General features: G+C 55.8%; 22 protein-coding genes. 16 read left to right on the top strand and 6 right to left on the bottom strand.

Features of this window, described 5'->3' with window-relative positions; translation table 11 throughout:
- The first annotated feature begins 2 nt into the window (after nucleotides 1–2).
- From KXG62_RS30120 to KXG62_RS30105, 4 genes are all read left to right on the top strand, one after another.
- A complete protein-coding gene (locus KXG62_RS30120) occupies nucleotides 3–1,781 on the top strand; it encodes an AMP-binding protein (RefSeq protein WP_218095720.1) in 1,779 nt (592 codons plus the stop codon).
- 51 nt (nucleotides 1,782–1,832) lie between these two features.
- On the top strand, nucleotides 1,833–2,855 hold the full coding sequence (locus tag KXG62_RS30115; RefSeq protein WP_218095719.1) for a bifunctional 3-deoxy-7-phosphoheptulonate synthase/chorismate mutase: 1,023 nt from the start codon (nucleotides 1,833–1,835) through the stop codon (nucleotides 2,853–2,855).
- 70 nt (nucleotides 2,856–2,925) lie between these two features.
- Nucleotides 2,926–3,534, top strand: a complete 609-nt coding sequence (locus KXG62_RS30110; RefSeq protein WP_218095718.1) for a 4-hydroxybenzoate synthetase — start codon at nucleotides 2,926–2,928, stop codon at nucleotides 3,532–3,534.
- A 3-nt stretch (nucleotides 3,535–3,537) separates the two neighbouring features.
- Complete coding sequence (locus KXG62_RS30105; RefSeq protein ID WP_218095717.1) at nucleotides 3,538–3,768, top strand: hypothetical protein; 231 nt, start codon at nucleotides 3,538–3,540, stop codon at nucleotides 3,766–3,768.
- Between the two features lie 289 nt (nucleotides 3,769–4,057).
- Here KXG62_RS30105 and KXG62_RS30100 read toward each other — a convergent pair whose 3' ends face one another.
- Nucleotides 4,058–4,354 carry a hypothetical protein gene (locus KXG62_RS30100; RefSeq protein WP_218095716.1) on the bottom strand — a complete coding sequence of 99 codons (297 nt, stop codon included), beginning with the start codon at nucleotides 4,352–4,354 and terminating at the stop codon, nucleotides 4,058–4,060.
- 43 nt (nucleotides 4,355–4,397) lie between these two features.
- Entirely contained in the window at nucleotides 4,398–4,853 is a 456-nt protein-coding gene (locus KXG62_RS30095) for a hypothetical protein (protein WP_218095715.1), read from the bottom strand.
- A gap of 256 nt (nucleotides 4,854–5,109) precedes the next feature.
- On the opposite strand from KXG62_RS30095, the gene KXG62_RS30090 reads away from it, so the two are divergent.
- From KXG62_RS30090 to KXG62_RS30075, 4 genes are all read left to right on the top strand, one after another.
- Nucleotides 5,110–5,430 carry a hypothetical protein gene (locus KXG62_RS30090; protein WP_218095714.1) on the top strand — a complete coding sequence of 107 codons (321 nt, stop codon included), beginning with the start codon at nucleotides 5,110–5,112 and terminating at the stop codon, nucleotides 5,428–5,430.
- Nucleotides 5,431–5,477: 47 nt separating this feature from the next.
- Nucleotides 5,478–6,266 (top strand): CPBP family intramembrane glutamic endopeptidase, encoded by a 789-nt coding sequence (locus tag KXG62_RS30085; RefSeq protein ID WP_218095713.1) that lies wholly within the window; start codon nucleotides 5,478–5,480, stop codon nucleotides 6,264–6,266.
- 127 nt (nucleotides 6,267–6,393) lie between these two features.
- Entirely contained in the window at nucleotides 6,394–8,130 is a 1,737-nt protein-coding gene (locus KXG62_RS30080; protein WP_218095712.1) for a sensor histidine kinase, read from the top strand.
- Nucleotides 8,131–8,264: 134 nt separating this feature from the next.
- Entirely contained in the window at nucleotides 8,265–9,029 is a 765-nt protein-coding gene (locus KXG62_RS30075; RefSeq protein ID WP_218095711.1) for an SDR family oxidoreductase, read from the top strand.
- A gap of 201 nt (nucleotides 9,030–9,230) precedes the next feature.
- Here the strand turns inward: KXG62_RS30075 and KXG62_RS30070 are convergent, their stop codons facing one another.
- Together KXG62_RS30070 and KXG62_RS30065 are read right to left on the bottom strand one after the other, a co-directional pair.
- Entirely contained in the window at nucleotides 9,231–9,743 is a 513-nt protein-coding gene (locus KXG62_RS30070; protein WP_218095710.1) for a VOC family protein, read from the bottom strand.
- 45 nt (nucleotides 9,744–9,788) lie between these two features.
- On the bottom strand, nucleotides 9,789–10,241 hold the full coding sequence (locus KXG62_RS30065) for a MarR family winged helix-turn-helix transcriptional regulator (RefSeq protein WP_218095709.1): 453 nt from the start codon (nucleotides 10,239–10,241) through the stop codon (nucleotides 9,789–9,791).
- 207 nt (nucleotides 10,242–10,448) lie between these two features.
- On the opposite strand from KXG62_RS30065, the gene aroA reads away from it, so the two are divergent.
- The 8 genes from aroA to KXG62_RS30025 all read left to right on the top strand — a co-directional run bounded on the left by aroA (nucleotide 10,449) and on the right by KXG62_RS30025 (nucleotide 18,628).
- Nucleotides 10,449–11,843: a 3-phosphoshikimate 1-carboxyvinyltransferase gene (gene aroA / locus KXG62_RS30060; protein WP_218095708.1), complete on the top strand. Its 1,395-nt coding sequence runs from the start codon at nucleotides 10,449–10,451 to the stop codon at nucleotides 11,841–11,843.
- Nucleotides 11,844–12,441: 598 nt separating this feature from the next.
- Nucleotides 12,442–13,131 carry a DUF2642 domain-containing protein gene (locus KXG62_RS30055; protein ID WP_246627710.1) on the top strand — a complete coding sequence of 230 codons (690 nt, stop codon included), beginning with the start codon at nucleotides 12,442–12,444 and terminating at the stop codon, nucleotides 13,129–13,131.
- 692 nt (nucleotides 13,132–13,823) lie between these two features.
- Nucleotides 13,824–14,603 (top strand): RNA polymerase sigma factor, encoded by a 780-nt coding sequence (locus tag KXG62_RS30050; protein WP_218095707.1) that lies wholly within the window; start codon nucleotides 13,824–13,826, stop codon nucleotides 14,601–14,603.
- A 30-nt stretch (nucleotides 14,604–14,633) separates the two neighbouring features.
- Nucleotides 14,634–15,224 (top strand): ATP-dependent Clp endopeptidase proteolytic subunit ClpP, encoded by a 591-nt coding sequence (gene clpP / locus KXG62_RS30045; protein ID WP_218095706.1) that lies wholly within the window; start codon nucleotides 14,634–14,636, stop codon nucleotides 15,222–15,224.
- A 195-nt stretch (nucleotides 15,225–15,419) separates the two neighbouring features.
- Nucleotides 15,420–16,295: a phosphotransferase family protein gene (locus tag KXG62_RS30040; protein WP_218095705.1), complete on the top strand. Its 876-nt coding sequence runs from the start codon at nucleotides 15,420–15,422 to the stop codon at nucleotides 16,293–16,295.
- A gap of 100 nt (nucleotides 16,296–16,395) precedes the next feature.
- Nucleotides 16,396–16,809, top strand: coding sequence for a VOC family protein (locus KXG62_RS30035; protein ID WP_218095704.1), 414 nt, complete (start codon nucleotides 16,396–16,398; stop codon nucleotides 16,807–16,809).
- A gap of 218 nt (nucleotides 16,810–17,027) precedes the next feature.
- Entirely contained in the window at nucleotides 17,028–17,420 is a 393-nt protein-coding gene (locus KXG62_RS30030; RefSeq protein WP_218095703.1) for a VOC family protein, read from the top strand.
- A 416-nt stretch (nucleotides 17,421–17,836) separates the two neighbouring features.
- Nucleotides 17,837–18,628: a helix-turn-helix domain-containing protein gene (locus KXG62_RS30025; protein ID WP_218095702.1), complete on the top strand. Its 792-nt coding sequence runs from the start codon at nucleotides 17,837–17,839 to the stop codon at nucleotides 18,626–18,628.
- An 88-nt stretch (nucleotides 18,629–18,716) separates the two neighbouring features.
- On the opposite strand, the gene KXG62_RS30020 is transcribed toward KXG62_RS30025, so the two are convergent.
- Together KXG62_RS30020 and KXG62_RS30015 are read right to left on the bottom strand one after the other, a co-directional pair.
- On the bottom strand, nucleotides 18,717–19,112 hold the full coding sequence (locus tag KXG62_RS30020) for a GNAT family N-acetyltransferase (RefSeq protein ID WP_218095701.1): 396 nt from the start codon (nucleotides 19,110–19,112) through the stop codon (nucleotides 18,717–18,719).
- A 39-nt stretch (nucleotides 19,113–19,151) separates the two neighbouring features.
- Nucleotides 19,152–19,769: a TetR/AcrR family transcriptional regulator gene (locus KXG62_RS30015; protein ID WP_218095700.1), complete on the bottom strand. Its 618-nt coding sequence runs from the start codon at nucleotides 19,767–19,769 to the stop codon at nucleotides 19,152–19,154.
- Nucleotides 19,770–19,801: the final 32 nt, after the last annotated feature.

Here is a 19,801-nt window from a genome sequence, read left to right as displayed (position 1 = left end):
TTATGGTCGACAACGGCAAGGGGAGGGAGGCCAAGTTCAAGAATTTGTTGGCGCGCCTGGCAGGCTCCCCTCTGTATCGGCAAAAACTGTCCGGCTATGAGCTCGCCGGCGCGGGATTGGATCACATTCCGGCGCTGCCGTTCACAACGAAAGAAGATCTTCGGAAGGCCGGAACGTTCGGTCATCTGGCTGTTGAGATGAAAGACATCGCGCACTACCACGAGTCGACCGGGACGACCGGCGAGCCCTCTGCTTCGTGGTTTACCCGCGAAGATTTGGCTGCCGGCGGGAGACAGCTGAAGGATTGCGGCGCTCGGCTGACGGCGGACGATCTCGTGCTGGTCCGGTTTCCTTACGCGCTGGCGCTGCCCGCCTTCTTAATGGAGCAGGCGGCTTGGCAGACGGGAGCCGGGATCGTCCCGGCCAGCAGCCGCACCACCGTCACGCCGTACCCCAAAGTGCTCGATCTGATGAAACGGCTGCGCGTCACCGTGCTGGCGGGGCTTCCGCGCGAGATGGAGCTGCTGGCGGAAACGGCGCGTCTTCGGGGGATGGCGGCGCATCAGGATTTTCCTTCGCTGCGGGCCATATGCGTCGCCGGAGAATTGTTGGGCGAGAAGCGAAGGGAGCATATCCAAAGGCTGTGGGGCGTCCCTGTGTTCAATATGTACGGCTCGACGGAAACGGCCAACATCGCCACGATGTGCGAATACGGCGCGATGCATATCGTAGAGGATGATTTCTTCGTGGAGGTGCTGCGCGAAGACGGTTCGGGCCCTGCAGCCAGCGGGGAAAAAGGGTTTGCGGCGATCACGACGTTATCCCATCAAGGCTCTCCGCTGCTGCGGTATTTTAACGAAGATATGATCTCGGTCGAGCATTCTCCGTGCGCCTGCGGCCGTACGGGCGGCAAAATGACGCATTACGGCAGAAGCAAGGACCGGATCCGATTCGGCAGGACCGTTCTGGATGCTTGGGATATTCAAGAAGCGGTATACTCGCTCTCCCCCGTGCCCGATGCGTGGAAGGTGATCGAGCAGGAGAACGGGCTGCATGCGCTTCTCGATTCCCATGATGCCGGCAGCTGGCTAGCGGATGAGCTTGCCGGCGTATTATCCTCCAGGCTGCATGTGCCAGTCACCGTGCAGATCGTCACGGACGCATCGCTGCTCGACCGGGCCGTTCTCGCCAATAATGCGCCGTCCACCAAGCCGGTGTACATTGAGCGGCAGCCAGGGAGCGTATCGAGGCCGGATGCGTCCGCCAGCTTGCAGTACCTGCTGCGCCTTGGACAACGCAAGCTGGCGGACGGCGAGTTCGCTCTGGCGCGAGACCTGTTTCAGCAGGCGGTGACCGCGGATGCCCGGAGCGCGGAAGCGCATGCCTGGCTGGCGGCTGCCTACGGGCGGCTCATCGAAGCGGGCAGCATGCCGGTGAAGCTGAGGCTGCTTCCGCTGCTGGAGCAGCACGTTTCACTCGCGCTGGAGCTGGACCCGTCACAGGCTATGGCGCGACGAGTCAATGGCTCCCGGCTGCTGTATACCCCGGAATCGCTCGGCGGCGATCCGGCTGCGGCTGCGGCGGAGTTCCGGTACTGTATCGATCGCAACGTGGACGATGCGGACGTATGGGTGTCGCTCGGCGAATGCTATATGAAGCTGGGCAAGCCGGAGCGGGCGCTGGACGCATGGAAGGAAGCGTTGTCCCGTGAACCGGGGAACGGGAGGGCTAGGGAGCTGCTGGCCGAAGCCTCGGAAGGAAACGGTGAAATGGAAGCGTAAGGCTGCCGGGAACGGTTATTGACATTGGAGGAAGAGAAGGGAGTGCTCGTGATGAGCGATAAATTGCAACAACTGAGAGCTCAATTGGACGGAATCAACCGACAGCTGCTCCATCTGCTGAGTGAACGGGCGCGCATGGCGGGTGAATTCGTTCAGGAACAGCAGCAGCTCGGTTTGCCGGATGCCGGACCGATGGAGGACCCGAAGCTGATGAATGAAATGGCCCGCCTGCTCCCGGACATTCCAAAAGAGCGGAAGGAAACGAAGCCGAGCAGCCCGCTGCTGGTAAGCCGGCAGCATCAAAGCGAGGATACGGTCATTCGGGTCAAGCACGCGGAGATCGGCGGCGCCTCACATGTCACGGTGGCGGGTCCTTGCTCCATCGAGTCGGTAGAGCAGCTGTATGCCGTAGCGACCGCCATGAAGAAGGCCGGCGTTACGGTTCTGCGTGGCGGGGCGTTCAAGCCGAGAACTTCGCCGTACGACTTTCAAGGTCTCGGCGTGGACGGGTTGAAAATCATGAAGCAAGCGGCCGACGAAATCGGACTGATCACGATCAGCGAGGTCATGAGTGCGGAACAAATCGATATCGCCGCTCCGTATATCGACATCCTTCAGATCGGCGCCCGCAACATGCAGAACTTCGAACTGCTGAAGGCGGCCGGCCGCAGCGGGAAGCCCGTGCTGCTCAAGCGGGGATTATCGGCTACGCTCGAGGAGTTTATCCTGGCGGCGGAATATATCATGTATGGCGGTAACGACCAGGTCATGCTGATCGAACGGGGAATCCGCACCTTTGAGAAATGGACCCGGAACACGCTCGACATTTCCGCAGTGCCGTTATTGAAGCAGGAGACGCATCTTCCGGTGCTCGTGGATGTCAGTCATTCCACCGGCCGCAAAGATATACTGCTCTCCTGCGCGAAAGCGGCGCTTGCTGCCGGAGCCGACGGAATTATGGTCGAGGTGCATCCGAATCCGGAGGCGGCGCTCTCCGACGCGAAGCAGCAAATCAATATTGAAGAATTCAACGCCTTCTGGAAAGGGCTCCGCGATTCGGGCTTGTATCGTTGACACGTACCCGACCGACCATGCTCTTGCTTCCAAACGAGCTCACGAACAGACAGTCGATGGAGGAGAGTATATGACAAATCATGATTCGACGGGCAGAGACCCGCAGGATGCGGGCAAGGCGCTTCATTTGATGCAAGAGTTGATATTCGATATTTTGCTGGCGACGGACGGGCGGACGACGGATTTGCTGGAGACGATGCTGAACGAGAAGACGCTCGTGACCGTTCTACGGCAGGAGCAGGCTGGCGGGGAGGCGTCCGGACATCCGGAGGACGCTCCCGGAGCCGCCTATTATGTAAGGGAATCGCTTCTTTCGGGCGAGAAGAGCGGCTTTATCGTGTCTCACAATATCGCGCTTGTCCACTCGAGGCATGTGCCGCCCGCATTGTTTGAGAAGATTGCACGCCGCCGGGAAGGAATTGGAAAGGCAATCAGCTCAATGGGGCTGCAATCGTTCAGAAAGGTGGAAGAGACCGGGCGCAGGAACGGGGATGAAGCAGTCGACTTGCTCGGCCAGCCTATCAGCCTCCGATTCCCCGAGCTGCGCTCCCCAGTGCCTTACAAGAAATACGTGATCTATTTCGAGCATGCGCCGGGTATCGAGATGCTGGAGTACTTTAACCCGGATGTCATCCGCCACCGGCTGAACCAAGTGTTGAATCGTACAACGGAGGGATAAACCATGAGTAACGAAACGAAGAAAGCGCAAATGGAGGAAAAAAAGCAAATGAAAAAAGAAGAACAGCAAAAGCACAAAGAGCAAATGGAAGCCAAAAAACAGCAGAAAAAAGAGCAAAAGGAAAAAGAGAAAGCGATGAAGCAGGAAGAAAAGCAAGCGCGGAAAGAAGAGCACAAAGCCAAAAAAGAAAAACAACAGGAAGAAAAGAAGCAAAATCAGCCGCAAGAAGACTGAATCAGGCGGCTTGATCGCTAGACGATCGAGGTCCGGCCGCCGCTTGCGGCGCCGAAACATGATCGGGAATAAAGCGTGCACCGGGAATACCGGCCGCTTCGGAGAATTCTGTCCGGCCGCTTCCCTCCATTCGGAGGGGCGGTCGGTTCAGGTTTGAAGAGGCGGCCCTCCTCCGGTCAGCAGCAACATATCGATTACATACGCTCCAGAGGGAAGCCCGCTGCGGCCGCAAGGATGATGGTCATGCAGCGGGCCGTCGTCGCTTCGTTCCGAGGGTAGAGCGGACGCTTCACTTCTTCTTTTTCTTTTTTTGACCGCTTGCCGTGTTGTCCATTTGACCGAAGAAGTCGATTCCCGAATGAATCAATTGCTGGCCGGCATGTCGCGCACCGTTCCTCAGGGCGGCGATCAGCTTACTGGCCGGAATATCGGTCGGCTGATCCAATTGTTCGGCGGCTTCAATGATTTGCTGTCCTGCCATATCGGCTCCGCTCTTTACCGCCTTGGCATAGCTTTCGGTAAATTGCAGAAGATCTTTCTTCAGGCCGCTGATCAAATTCGAGATATCTTGCGGGTTCGATGACATGAGGCTCTCCTCCTCCATTAAGTTTCTTTCCCGTCCTGCGAGTCTAAGCCTCGTCTGCTGTTTTATCCCTATCCAGTCTTCTCAGGCAGTAATCCGCCTCCTGATGGCGGCCGGCTTGGCGGTACGCATGCGCCAGCTTGCCGATCGCTTCGAAGCGGGCATCGGTACCGAGCTCGCCTGGCTTGCGCAAATCCGCTTCCAGCAGCATAATATTCGCTTCAATGGAACGCTCTGACTCCGTTTCACTAACTGCAGGCGCGTGCTGCCGATTTCCGGCTCCCGGGGGCACTTGCCCGGACGTCTCCGCTGCCAGCATCTCCTTCGGCTGGTCAGGCGCAGGAACGGAACGAATTTGCACGGACTGCCTTTTACCGTCCGCATACATTTTCAATACGGCGACGATGATGCCAAGCACGAGAATCGTCATAATAAAGCTGCCCATAATAATTCCGAGAATGAAAATCATTTTGTCCGCGAGTCCCAATTTCTTCAGGTCCACGTCGTTTCACTTCCTTTGTCCGTGAGATCGGTGCCTCTTGCCGTAGTTCAGTTTCAGTATATGTACGGGTGTCCCCGATTTCATGGGTACGTGCATATTGTTCGGCGGAATTCCGCTCTCGTCCATTCCTCCGGCGGGAAGCGGCACATAAGCATATGGAGAAAGCAGCGGACAGAAGCTAGGCGATGATGAGGCTGCTAACGGAATGGATCGGGTCTGCCGTTAGGAGGACAGCCCCAAGGGAGGAACGATGGACATGAGTAACGACGATATGGCTCCTGTGGAAAATGACGAGCCGGCGGAACGCGCGGAGGATGCGGCGCAAGCCGAGCTGCCGCAGGCTGCAACGGAAGCTGACGGCGAATGGAGACAGTTCATTCGCAGCGAAGCGGAAAAGTGGCGGCGCCGGAAGGATGACCAGGAGGCGACATTGAATGCGGCCGCATCGGGACCGGAACCAACGCTCACTTCCGTCGTAGAACAATTACCGATCGATCGCATGATTCAATCCGCCGTGCGCTTGATCAAGAAGGAGCTGGACCTGCAATCGGCCAAAAAACGCAAGAAGCGTCGATAAGGTTCATAAGCACGTAACCGATACCGAGAGATCCTGGAGGATAGACGATGACACACGCATTTCTCCGCCGCACGGCGTCCTTGCTCTTGTTCGGGTCGCTGGTAACTGTGCTTCAGACGGGTCCCGCTGCGCTGATCGGCTGCTGGGGCCTATGCGCCGGACTGCTTGCCTTATATAAGCCAATGCGGTGGTTTGTACTGACGGCGACGTGCTTCGGCGCCGGTTTTTTTGTTTATTTGCACGTGAATTCGCGTTGGATTGCCGAGCTGCAGCCGGAGCAGCTGCGCATTCTGGCCAGCCGGGGGTCGCTGCTGCTTGTGATCCTGCCGCTTGTCCTGCTGACGCTGGCGCGGAAGCTGCCGTTCACAAGGTACGGGGGCAGGCCGCAATGGAACGAGCCGGTGGGCGTTCCTTGGATTTGGGCCGGGGTGGCGCGGACGAACGTCTCCGTATTTTTAGGAATCGCGATGACGGTTAGCGGTTTGGCCTTCCTGCCGTTGATGCTGCGCAGCGGATGGACTTCTATTCAGGAATCAATAGGATTCGCCGTCCTGTTCGCGATGACCAATGCGTTGCTGGAGGAGTTCATTTGGAGAGGCGTGCTGCTCAGCCGGTTTGCTGAGCAGTTCGGCGATCGATGGGCGGTTGTGCTGACGAGCCTTGGGTTCGGGCTGCAGCATTATTCACTTGGATTTTCGTGGGATCTGTGCGTCGCCCTTGCCGGCGGCGGCTTTTATTTCGGCGCAATGACGGTTCAATCGAAAAGCATCGTTCCTGCGATTGTATGGCATATGTCCATTAACATCTGGATGGTGCTGGGCGGCATAATCGTTTAGAGGGGGCTGAGACAATAGTCGGAGGCGGCCGGGCGAGCCTGTTATTCCTCTTTATTCGACAAAATCAGACATAACTCGGGAAAGCTGTTATAATGATAAGGAACTTGGCGCAGGAGGCGATGGAAGCATGAGTGTATGGAAGCATATCCCGTGGAAGGCCTCTCTTGTTTTCATCGTCATTCTTTTGCTGATGAACGGACTGTACTATTATCATGCCAAACAGATCTTGATGAATAACGAGAAGGAAAAGACGATGCTGCTCTTGAACAGCATCATTGCGAACGTCGAGAAGGCGGCGGCAGGGGAAGCCTATGTCGAACGGTTGATCGGAGAGAAGCTCCGCACCGCGGCGATGGCCGTCAAGACGAGACTGGACCCGGATATTGCGAACGTGACGAACGAACAATTGGCGGAGCTGAAGCAGTGGGCCGGTGTCGACGAAATTACGCTGTTCGTGCCCAAGGGAGACGATATTGTCGGCGTCCGATCGTCGGATCCGAAAGACTTGAATATTAGCTCCAAAGGCTGGGACACGATATTTATCGCATTTCAGCAGATGCTTCGCCTTGAGCCGGTGCAGGTCGGAATGGGCCAATCGCTGCCGAATTTCTGGAGCGGCCCGATCGACACCGCGTCCTCCAATCCCGCAGATGTGAACAAGTGGGGTTATTATTACGACGGAACGACCAATTACATCATCAATCCATATGTTCACGCCACGAGCTTTCAGCATTTTCAAACGTCGACCGGCATGACGGATGCGATCCGGCGCGTAACCCAGGATCACCCGCATGTGGTGCTGGAGGTGTCGGTGCTGCGTTCCGACAAGCTGCTCGGACGAAATCGGAATGAAACGCATCCGACGCCGAGCCACTGGTACTCGGAGCGGGACACGCTATTCGGCCAGTATCGTTACCGGGATGCACAGGAGCAGTATTACGCCGAAATGGCGTTATATGAGAGCAGGACGGTCATGTACAGAGCGGAATCAGAAGGCAAGCACGTATTGAAAAGCTTCTCGCCGCTTGTCATGGATTCGATGAAATACAAAGGGCAGGATTCACCGCTGTTAATTGAAATCGCTGCGGATTACGGCGAGATGGAGCATCTGATTCAGCCTTCGCTGTGGCGGTCCATGCTGTTTATGGCGGCATGCTCGGCATTCGTGGTCGTGATTCTGGCAGTCGTGCTAGGACTACTCCGCAAAAATAAGGAAAGCGCGCTGCAGGACGCGCAGGACGTATATGTCGGCAACATCGAAACGCTGTTTCAGTCGATCCGGGAGCAGCGGCATGATTTCATCAATCATATTCAAACGATCCACGCCTTTTTGTCGATGAAGCGGTATGATGACTTGCATCAGTACACCCAATCGCTTGTCGGGGAAATTCGCGTCGTCGGCGAGCTCGTCAACATCAAGGATCCGGCGCTGATTGCTTTGATGCACGCCAAAATTTCGCAAGCCGATTCGCTGCACGTTCAGCTTGAGCATGATTTCAAGCAGATGGAGCAGCTCAAGCTGAGCCCGATCAAAGCGACAGATGTGGTGAAAATGTTATGCAATTTGATCGACAACGCCTTCGATGCGACCGGCGAGCTTGCGCCGGAAGCGCGCAGCGTCCGCGTGAGCGGGAATATAACGGGCCGCCACCTGCAATTCCGCGTCTCGAATACCGGGCCGGCCATACCGTCCGAGCTGCAGCATAAAATATTCGAACGCGGCTATTCCTCCAAGGACACAGGCACGAATTCCGGTCTCGGGCTGCATATCGTCACGCAGCTGGTCGTCCGGTATAAGGGCATCATTCGCATGAAAAGCGATGACGGCATCACCGAATTTTCGATCGACATTCCTTTATCGTGAAGTGTATCGTGCATTAGCGTGCGTGCACTTGGCTTCGGGCGGAATGGAACAGCAACATGACAAAAGTCTCCTCATGGTATAACGAAGGGGAAGCGGGAATCCCGCCGACTACGTATTCAGGAGGAGATCACAGGATGGATCGGTTGAATGGAAAAGTTGCTGTAGTGACCGGAGCAAGCCGGGGGATCGGACAGGCCATAGCGCGGAGGCTGGCGGCCGAAGGCGCGCTTGTCGCCGTTCACTACGTTCACAATCAAAGTGCGGCGGAAGCTACGGTGCGGCACATTCAGGATGGCGGAGGATCGGCATTTGCCGTAGGGGCTGATTTCAGTACGTTTGAGGGCGTCAGCGCTTTTTGGGAAAAGCTCGATGCCCAGCTGCGGGAGCGCACCGGTGCGGCTTCCTTCGATATTCTCGTGAACAATGCCGGTATCGCTCAGATGCTATCCATCGAAGAGATGACGGAGCAAGCTTTCGACGAGGTCATGTCCGTGAATGTCAAAGCGCCGCTGTTCCTCATTCAGCAAGCGCTGCCTCGGCTGAGAGATGAAGGGCGCATTATTAACCTCTCGTCGGCGGTTACGCGGATCGCTTTCCCGAACCTGATCGGTTACAGCATGGCCAAAAGCGCGATCGAGACGTTGACGTTAATGCTGGCCAAGCAGCTCGGGGGGCGGAACATTACGGTTAATGCCGTTCGGCCCGGGATCATCGACACCGATATGAATGCCGCGATGCTGCAGAGCGATGAAGGCCGGAGCTTTGCCGCAGCGTTGTCCGTGTTTGGACGAGTGGGGCAGCCGGGGGATGTCGCGGACATTGCCGCTTTCCTTGCCTCTCCGGACAGCCGCTGGGTCACCGGCCAGTTCATCGATGCGAGCGGCGGTACGCATCTATAACGGCGGCGACGCGGATCGCGGGACTGTCCTGAATGTCTATTATGATGTTTTGAGTTTCGCTTTGGGCTGAATTTTTTTGAAAAAGGACCTCGACCTCCATTTTATAATGGAATGTGAGGTCCTTCTGTTCTGTGTAGGATAAGATGTCCAATGTCCTATGCTACGCGTCAGGCAAGCGCTTCGAGGACGGGGCCCTATTGCTCAGCTACGTTGTTGCGGGCCGTGGCCGGGTTTCGGCCAGGCGGCTTCCAGCTGAATGCCGTTATTGTCCGTAAATATAAAGTTGCGGATTCGCCCCTGGTCGTAAATAGCGGTGGTCACAACTCCGAGCTGCTCCAGCTTCGACCTCAGTGCGAGTCCGTCCGCTTCGGACGGCAGAGAGAAGGCGATGTGCTGAAGCGCTCCCGGCAAGAATCCGTAGATCGCATCGGAAGACGGTTGTTCCGCCAGACGCTTCAGCTCGTCGATGCTTTGGAATATGCGCGCATCCGCCGTTTCGAAAAAATGAATGCCCCACGTCTCTACATTGCCCGGCCGGATAAAGCAGTGCCGTCCCCTCCGTCCGGCCGCCGCGAACACAGGCCCGGCCTGCATTCCCAGCACCTGCTCATAGAAGCGGATCGTCTCGTCCAGATCTGGTGTGACGAGCGCAATATGATGAAACCCTGCCCATTGTGGAAATGCCGCTGTTTGGTTGTTGAAGTTCTCCTGCATTCATCATCAGCTCCTTCATTGATTAGATGGCTCCGTCAGGCGTTCCTACTTTGTTTCGAATATGCCCACGGTTTGGACGAGAAGCGCTTTGAGCGTTTCGAATTGTTCCGGCGTCATGCCTTCCTTCATCCGGTCTTCAACGTTTTGCGCAAAATGCGCGGTTTGTTCGGCCAACTGCTTGCCCGATGCGGTTAAAAAAATTTGTTTCGAGCGGGCGTCGTCGGGATGATCCCGGCGTACAACGAGATTTTTGTTCGCCAAGACGTTGATCAGGCTCGTTACGCTGGGGCGTTCGATCATAAGAATGAGCTCCAGCTCGGAAGATGTCACGCCGGGGAAGTGGTTGATGATGCCGAGCGCGCTCCACTGTGTGTGGCTCAGTCCGATCGGCTTCAGCTGCTTTTCGATTTCCCGCCGAAGGGTAATATAGGTCGTCTTGATCAATCGGCCGACCGGTCCGTTGTTCCATTCCCATGATGAAGCGGCTTTGTCGTTCATGCTTCGCCTCCGTATAATAGTTAGATTTCTAACTAAAATATAAGACTGCAGATGATACATGTCAATAGGCTGTATCACTGTGCTGTTGTAGTGCTCTGTTTTTTGGTATAGATAATATCTATGGAAGATAGTGAAAAACGCTATTTTATCTATTTCTTATGACTCCATATAATGAAACTTAAAGATGCTTTGGAGAGGGTGAGAGGAATGGATCATAGCAACATTCACGAACCGGACCGGGAGGCCAGGTCTCCCTGGTCGCGCTATAACGACAGCGAGTCGGTGGAGATCTCCCCGCCATCGCTTCCGATGAACGCCGACATCACCGTGCCTGGCAGCAAAAGCATGACCAATCGTGCGCTCCTCATGGCCGCACTCGCGAAGGGCACTTCCCGGCTCGCCGGCATATTGCAAAGCGACGATTCGCACTGGTGCATGTCGGCTTTGCGTGAGCTGGGCGTTGCCGTTGAGCTGGAAGGCGATACGGCGGTCGTTCATGGGGCAGTGGGGAGCTGGCCGAACCGCAGCGGTTCGCTGTACGTCGGATCGGCCGGGACAGTGGCCCGCTTTTTGCCGGCGGCGCTTATGGCTGCCGCGAGCGGCACCTGGCGGTTGCGCGGAAGCAGCCGCATGAGCGAGCGGCCGCTCGCACCGCTGCTGGATGCGCTTGCCGGGCAGGGCGCGGAGATCGCGTACGATGGAACGCGCGGCTGCTTGCCGTTCACGCTTCGCAGCAGCGGGCTGTCCGGCGGAGAGGCGGTGCTGCCAGGAGCCGTATCGAGCCAGTTTATCAGCGGGCTGCTGCTGGCGGCGCCGTACGCCAGGAAGCCATTGACGATCCGGATCGACGGACCGGTCGTCCAGCGGGATTATGTGGAAATGACGATCGACATGATGAAGTCGTTCGGCGTCGAACCGATCGTGGCGGACGAAGGTCGAACGATCGTTGTCGAACCCGGTATTTACAGCGGGCGTTCGCTTGCGCTCGAGCCGGACGTGTCGACCTGCAGTTATTTTTGGGCGCTGGCCGCGCTGACGAACGGCCGGGTACGCATTCACGGCATTCACTCCAATACGCGCCAGCCGGATATTGAAATATTGAACGTTCTCGAACGGATGGGCTGCACCGTCACGAAGAGCGGCGATGCCATCGAAGTGATCGGCACGGAACGGCTGCGGGGCGGATGTACGATCAGCATGAAGACCTGGTCTGATCAGACGCTGACGATCGCCGCGTTGGCACCGTTCGCCGACGGTCCGGTTACGCTGACCGATGCGGCCCATATCCGGCATCATGAATGCGACCGCCTTGCCGCCATCTGCCAAGAGCTGCGGAAGCTCGGCATCCGCGTGGAAGAGCATCCGGATGGCTTGACGGTTCATCCGGGAGTGCCGCAGCCCGCGCTGCTCGATCCGCATGACGACCACCGGATGGCGATGGCGTTGTCGCTCATCGGCGCCAAGGTCGCGGGCGTCCGCATAGCCGACCCCGGCTGCGTATCGAAGACGTGCCCGGACTACTTCGACCGGCTGCGCGAATTGGGCGTCGCCGTCGTCTTCGAAGAGCGGCCGGATGCGATTTCCGCACACGGCACGGAGTGACGCTATCGCGTGTGATCTGCTTGCGCAGCCCGGTGAGGCGGCTGTGTTTAATGTGTTTTATACGCAACGGTGCAGTCAACTGATGACACACGCCGGACCGATCGAGCGGAAAGGCTGCATGCCGACGGGGGCAGCAAGCTGATGGTATTTCTCGCCGGGCCGATTAGCCGAATGGTTGCACATTTGAGGAGCAGTCAGCCGAACGTCCCTCGCCAGGCCGAATGGCTGCACACCGGACGACGCAGCATACCGATCCTCCAACCGACACCTGTTATATGCAGGTGTCTTTTTTTGCTTGAACAACGACCGGCAAGCGCAGTCTCGTCGCCTCCTCCACAGCTTGCTGCAGATCAGTTCCCCTCGGTCTCGGGACCGGAGCCTTCTTTTATAGTAACGAGGCTTTATAGTTAAGAGTGGATCATCATATAAAAGGGCGATCAATGAGTTCGGGCAAGCTCTGCCGGACATATATATGCAGTACAACCGGTCACCGCATATACTTGACAGGGGATCAGTGTCCAATACCATACGAAGGCCGCGAGGCCTGCTATGTAATGCTTTTGCCATATGGCCTGCGTAAATCATAGAAGGGGGGAACATGGCAATGAGTTACTTCGGCCGATACATCGGCAGATTGATTGACTTGGAGCTGGATGGAGGGGTGAAGCATACCGGTATGCTGGTAGACGCCGGACCGGATATTGTGGTGATGTATTCCAGGGACAGCTACATGTACATTCCGCTAACGCATGCGCGGCATATCGAGCCTCTGCCGCCCGGTTCCTCTTCAATCTCCAATTCTCCCAAACCGCCTTCGGACGATAATCCGATCTGGAACGAGAAAGAGCTCTCGTATCGTAAAGTACTGCTTCATTCCAAAGGAATGTTCGTTGAAATATTCGTTACCGGCAATCAGTCGTTGCACGGCTACGTCACGACGATTTTGACGAATTATTTTGTGTTTTACTCACCCGTCTACAAGACGATGTATATTCCGCTGCTTCATTTGAAGTGGCTTATCCCGTATCCACCGGACCGAACGCCGTACACGCTTGAGCGAAACAAGCTGCCGGTCGCCCCCTCCGGATTAACGCTCGCACGTACATTCGAGGAGCAACTGAAGAAGCTGGCGGGTAAAATCGTTGTGTTCGACGCGGGGCTGCAAGCGGATTATACCGGTCTTTTGCTTAACAGTGAGGACCAAATTGCCGAGCTCGTTACCGCACACGGCAGAAAGCTCCATACGAACGTTCGGCAGATCAAGACGGTTCATTTTCCCGACCTGTAGCCGTACTGCTGGTTTCCAAGTGAAAACGACCGCATCAATCGCCGTTTGCTTTGTCCACGAGGCCATTTGCGAGGTTCGTGCTGTGAATCGCGTTTATTCGGTCTTGGCCGGGGGATCGGCGTATCCGGTATGGTATCGTATGGAGTAAGCAGGAGCGATTCTTTCCATTCGCCGAAGGAATTCTAGCTGCGGAATAACAGCCCTAGTTGTCATTTATTACAGAGAAGCCTATTCCGAGTAGGGGAAATCTTACGATTTCCGCTCGTAAATCTCGAAACGTCCGCTGTAATTCGTATAACCGAATTATTCAGAGGGAAAGGTCTCTGAATAATTCGGTTTTACTTGTTATGTTCGGATCGGACCGCATTTTGCTAGGATATACTGCGATTTGCCCTGCTAGTAACGAGGTTAGCCGAACAATGAAGAAGGCAGCCGAATGTAAAGGTTTGCCGTATGAATCGGAACTGGCATTATCGATGAGCCGCCTGCGAGGGCTATATTGTGAATCGCATTTGCTCCGGTTTTGGCGGATGTTCCGGCGTATCCTGGTATAATACTTGTGTAAGCACTAGCCCCAAATGATGCCATTGAAATCGTTTCCTGGCACAAATTTAAAACACCACCGTATCTTTCGAAGGAAGCCAATCGTATATATAGTGTATTTCGTTAAGAACGACAGGAGGGAGCCTACATTGACGATTCACGAATTCGGAAGCGCGTCGTTTACGGAAGAGCGGAGCCGCTTTGCAGCGCTCATTGAACCGTATCGCTCAGCCCTGCAGGCGTACTGCCGGTCCATCGCCCGCTCCTCCTGGGAAGCGGACGATCTGGTGCAGGATACGTGGCTGAAGGCATACCAGATGTTTTTGCGTCAGCCTGCACGCGGCGATATGTCCAAGACGTATTTGTTCCGTATCGCGCATAATACATGGATTGACCGCTGCCGGAAAAAGCGGCATGCCGCCGGAGCCCTGGAGGGCGAGACATTTCGTCTGCCGCAGGAAGAGGTGGATCCGATCGAGCTGCGCAGCGCGATGGAGACGCTGGTCGCGCATCTGCCGGCACGTCAGCGGGTACTCCTGCTGCTGGTCGATGCGTTCGGTTATACCGCCGCGGAAGCGGCGCAGCTGATCCGCTCGACCGAAGGCGCGGTCAAGGCGGTGCTGCATCGGGCACGCGCCAAGCTGAAGTCGCTGGTGGGCGTGTCCGGCGAACCGACGGAAGCGGCTGCCCCGACAGACGGGCGCGTCGTGAATGAGCACATCGTGTACGCTTATTTGCAGGCGTTCCGGCAGCATAACCCGCAAGCGCTGGTAAGGCTGCTTAACGAGGAGGTCCAGACCGATTGCGTACCCGCTGTTGTCGGTTCGTTTCACACTGGCACGCTTAGCAGCGGCATGCCGATGCACCCGCAAGCGGCGCTCAGCAGGGGGTTCAGTCCGGGCTATTCCAGCCCGCTGTTGGTTGCTTAAAAGTAAAGGATGAAAAGGAGGATTTTCGCGATGAGCACATTTATTCCATACGTCGTAGAACAGTCAGGCCGGGGAGAACGGTCTTATGATATATATTCCCGGCTGCTCAAAGACCGGATCATCTTTCTGGGATCGGCGATTGACGATCATGTAGCCAATAGTATCATTGCGCAAATGCTGTTCCTGACGGCCGAAGATCCGGAAAAAGATATCCATCTATACATTAACAGTCCGGGCGGGTCGACGACGGCCGGCTTCGCGATCTATGATACGATGCAATTCATCAAGCCCGACGTATCCACCATTTGCACCGGATTCGCCGCTTCGTTCGCGGCGATCCTGCTGATGTCGGGAGCCAAGGGCAAGCGCATTGCGCTGCCGAACAGCGAAATTATGATCCACCAGCCGCATGGCGGCGCGCAGGGGCAGGCGAGCGATATCGAGATTAGCGCCAAGCGGATCATCCGCACCCGCGAACGTCTCAACCAGATCGCCTCGGAGCGGACCGGGCAGCCGATCGAGAAGATTGACAGAGATATGGATCGCGATTACTTTATGTCCGCAGATGAAGCGAAAGCATACGGAATATTGGATAAAGTCATCCAATCGTTCCCAGGTTAATGGACCGCATGCAATGAATGGAAGGAGGCTTCTGTCTTCCCGTGTCAAACCGACCGGGAGGATGGGGGCCTTTTTGTATAAAAAAGAGGGAAATCCATCCAGTTTCTTGAAAATAGTAATAGGATCCGGACATTATGGAAGGGAAGATCCGGTTCCGCGCGATGTGTCCATTATAAACGGAAAGGGGCCATGCTATTGTACGATTGGATTGCATCGATCCGATGGACTGCAAAATCAAGCGTGATCGATCATTTGCTGAACCGCGTTAAGGAGGTGGAGGCAGTCCGGCTGCCTGCGGGACTCGAGGCGGAAACATGGGAGCTGCGCCTGGATGACGACCGGTTCGTTCTTAAAATCTGGAACAAGGAGTCCGATCCCGACGTCGGGTTCCAGTACACTTTGCTTGACACGCTGCACCGGCAAGGCGTCGCCGTTTCCGTTCCGCTGGGTTGGGGCTTAGACGCGGCGAACCATAAGGTGCTCGTCACCAGCTTTGACGGGAGCCCTGTCCAATCGCCGGGAGTACGAACTTTCGTCGATCTGGCCGCTCTGATGCTGGCTTTGCACAAGCGGCCCTTGGACGATTTTGCCCCGGCGCTGCATCGAAGGTGTGACTTTATCGCGTATTATTACCCGCGGCTGCGCGAACATCCCGACATCGAATCCGTCCTAACGGGGCTGGTGGGGAACGCAGAGATGCTGCAAACCTGCATGATTCACGGCGACGTTCACTTGGGCAATATGGTGGAGCAGCAGGGGCGGTATACGATCATTGACTGGACGAACGCTCAGTTGGGCGACCCGAGGTATGACGCGGCATGGGCGGCGTTCCTGGCTGCCATTTATGATGGGGAAGAGGGGTATCAAGCTTTCCTTGATGCTTACGCCGCGGCAAGCGGTTATTCGAGAGCGGAGCTGGAACCGTTCGAGGCGATGGCTTGTTTGCGCTGGGTGCTGCTAAACCGGATTGCCGACATCCCCAAAACCGAGGGAACAATCCGCCGGGTTAATCAAGCGATGAATGCGAATGCCTACGTGCAGGGGCATCGCGAATTGTTTATCGCGGAATGACGGCCGGTTCGTCAACATCGCAATTCGTAAGAAACGCTTTCCTGTCGCCCGAGCTATAATGAGGTGAAAGATAGCGACTAGACGGAAAGGATGTTGAAGGATGGCAGTGCTGACGCCTTATATTTTTTCGATGGATGCAAGGACCCAAGCGGATTTTTACTTACGCGCGTTCGGAGGAGAAATTGTATCTGTGCTGACATACCAGGAACAGCCTGAGGTTGCGGGGGAGCCTGCAAGGGAGCGGGTGCTGTACTTGAGCCTGGTGGCCGGCGGTATGAACTTCCTGATGTCCGATACATGGCTTGAGCCGATTAGCCGGGGGAGCGGTATGGAGTTATCGCTCGAGTTCGCTGGCGAGAGCGAAGCTCAAGAAGCGTTCGACAAGCTGGCCGCAGGCGGTTCCGTGAAAAGTCCGCTGAAACGGTCGTCCAAGGGGGCACTATTCGGGCAAATTGAAGATAAATACGGCGTGATCTGGAGGATCACGAACCGGAGCGAAGCGAAGCTGGCGTAGCGGGGCTGGGCTATGTATGTAATAGCACGCGAAGCTCAGTAGGCGCTGCGACACTGCGCGGCGGTCGTTCGAACTTTGGCGAACTTTTCGATGCGGCCGGATCTCTCTTTCGCGACTATGGCAAGTAATAGACCAAGAATCAACCGCTTCGGGAACGGCTCGGATACAATCGTTTCCCGGCGGACCACAATATTGGAGAAAGCGCGGTGTTAAGCGGAGTGATACGAACAGAGACGATTATTGCGGTTAACGATGTCAAGGCAAGCGCGAACTGGTATATGTCGCTGCTTGGCTGCAGCAACACGCACCCGGATGGCGATGTATTCGACCAGCTCGTCGATTCGGACGGGACGATTCTGCTCTGCCTTCATCGCTGGGGAGACCACGAACATCCGACGCTGCGGAGCGCGGAAGAAGGCCGGGCGGGCAACGGTCTGATGCTGTTTTTTCGCGTGGAAGCATTCGATGCAGTATGGGAGAGAGCGCAGGCGCTTGGATACCAAATCGATGAAGAGCCGCATCTCAATCCGTTTGCGGGGCACCGGGAATTCGCGCTGCGCGATTTGGACGGGTACGACGTGACGATTTGTTCCATGCCGGATTCAGTTTGACGCGTGATTCGGATCGAGCGGGGATCTCCTCTCCGTTTGGCAGACGTGCTGTCTCCACCAGCATGTATCGTGCAAAGTTGATGATTCGTTTCGGCATACCTCGTCAGCTTGCATCAGAATATGGAAGAAGGACTCTCGATAATGGATCATCGGGGCGGTCTTTGGGGGAATTGTCAATATTGAATAAAGAAAGACGGCTTGGCTCGCGAATGCAGCATTCTCGGGCAAAGCCGTCTTTTGCTTCGGAATATGACCCAAACGTGCGGTCCCGTGATTGCTATGAAGAATGACGTTCCAGATGGATGCGCAAAAAATGAAAATATTATAAAATGGTAAAATATGTCGTTCCATACCATAAAAAAGTATGATATGATCGATAAGAACATTTGTTCCTCATATTGGAAGGAGTGGAATTTGTGAATGAGCGGTATTCGGAAATCGACGAGGTCATCGCGTTTATTCATGAGAACATATATGACCCGCTTCCGCTTTCCCGACTGGCTGCCTATGCAGCATACAGCCCATACCATTTTACACGCATATTTAAGGAAAAGACCGGCCTTCCGCCGCTGTACTATGTCTCTTCGCTCCGTCTGCAGAAGGCCAAAGACTTGCTGCTTCGCACCAACTTGAGCGTACGCGATATCGGGCTAACGGTCGGACAGCAAAGCCTGGGGACGTTCACGACCCGTTTTACCGAAAGGGTAGGCGTAACGCCGTCCGACTTTCGCAACAAGGCCCAGCAAGCGGACGAGCATCTGCGCTCCTTGCAGGAAATCAATGATTGGCAGGAGCCGCAGCTGATTACGAGTCCTTATTCTACCGTCGAAGGGACGATTCATGCCGTAAGGCCATTCCAAGGCATTATTCTGATCGGCTTGTTTGCCAAACCGATCCCCGAAGGGCTGCCCATCCACGGAACGCTGCTTTCTTCGGTCGGCCAATTTTGCTTTACCGGCGTCAAGCCGGGCACCTATTACTTGATGGCGACAACGCTTTCCTGGGGAATGAACGCGATGGACATTTTAATTCCGCAAGCCACGCTGCGCACCCGGACCAAGGAGCCGATTGTCGTCGGTCCTGCCGCCAGCGTCCACTATCGGGAAGTCATGCTTCACGAGCCTCGTCCGGACGATCCTCCGATTTTGGTTTCTTTGCCTGTATTGATGAACACTTTCCTGACGAAGGTGCTGCAAACGAGCCGGTGAACTTGCCCGCTTGCTTCGTGCCGCCCGAGACAACGGCCTTGCTCCGCATGTTTTCGTTTATAGCGGTGAAGGCCGTTTTTGGCGAGCATTAGCCTTGATGCTTCATGCCGATGGCGAACGGCTCAAAGCCCAGCTTGCGGTAATAGGCGGCGGTTTGCTCCGTGCAGAACAGCTGGACATGAAGCCGGTGCTGCCGGCACTGCCCGACGAGCCGGCGAACGAGCTCGCTGCCGATCCCTTGCCTCTGATAATGCGGGTGCACGGCTATGCCGCACAGGCAGCCGTTGATGACGCCGTCGGAGATGACGCGGCCGGTACCGATCAATCGTTCCCCGTCGTAAACATGAAGCGCGTACCAGCTCCGGGCGGTCGCTTGAGAGACTTGTTCCTTGGACAAGCCGAGAAACTCGTTCCAATTCACCGCATCGTATAGCGCGAATAATGCGTCGAGATCCGGCAGCTCCTCTGTAAAACGGTAATTCATGCACAATCCCTCCTTGGTTTATACACGGCTCTCGCCAGACTATGCTTGTTCCGCAGCGATGCTCGCCGCTACTGTGTTGAGAGGGCCGAGCTTGCTGACTCGGGTCAGCAGCAGCGCCATGTGATAAGGCGAATATTTCAATCCGCTATCGAGCCAGTGCTGGACCATGCCCAAATTGGCGGAGATCAGATACGCGATAAGGTATTCGCGCGGCAGCATCATGAGCTCCTCATTGGGCTGGACGCTCGACATTTTGTTAAACATATGCTTTCTCATCAGCGCTTTCAGTTCGTTAAGATAGGAAGGATCCCCCTTCGGCCCCAGCATAATGCGGAAAAATCGGGAATGGTCGTAAAAATATTGAATGATGTCCAAAATCATCTGCGGCGGCTCCTCCAGGGTCGGATGGTTCAACAGCACGCGCAGATCGAAGTTGACTAATCGCGCTTCCACCCCGCTCAGCATCTCGTTCTTCATCTTTTGCAGCAGATCGTACTTGTCCTCGTAATGCAAATAAAACGTTCCCCTGTTCAAGCCGGCGCGGGTCGTCAGATCGCGCACCGTTATTGCGTCAAATCCCTTCGTTTCGATTAAATTCAAAAACGCCTCATACAGCATTTGCTTGGTTCGGATCACCCTGCCGTCCGTTTTGTCCATCTACACGACACCTCCCGCCACGAATGATCATT

The sequence above is a fragment of the Paenibacillus solanacearum genome, assembly GCF_910593845.1.
In the GTDB taxonomy this organism is placed as follows: Bacteria; Bacillota; Bacilli; order Paenibacillales; family NBRC-103111; genus Paenibacillus_G; species Paenibacillus_G solanacearum.
Note: the sequence above shows the minus strand (reverse complement) of the source record. Positions and strands in the feature narration are given on the sequence as shown.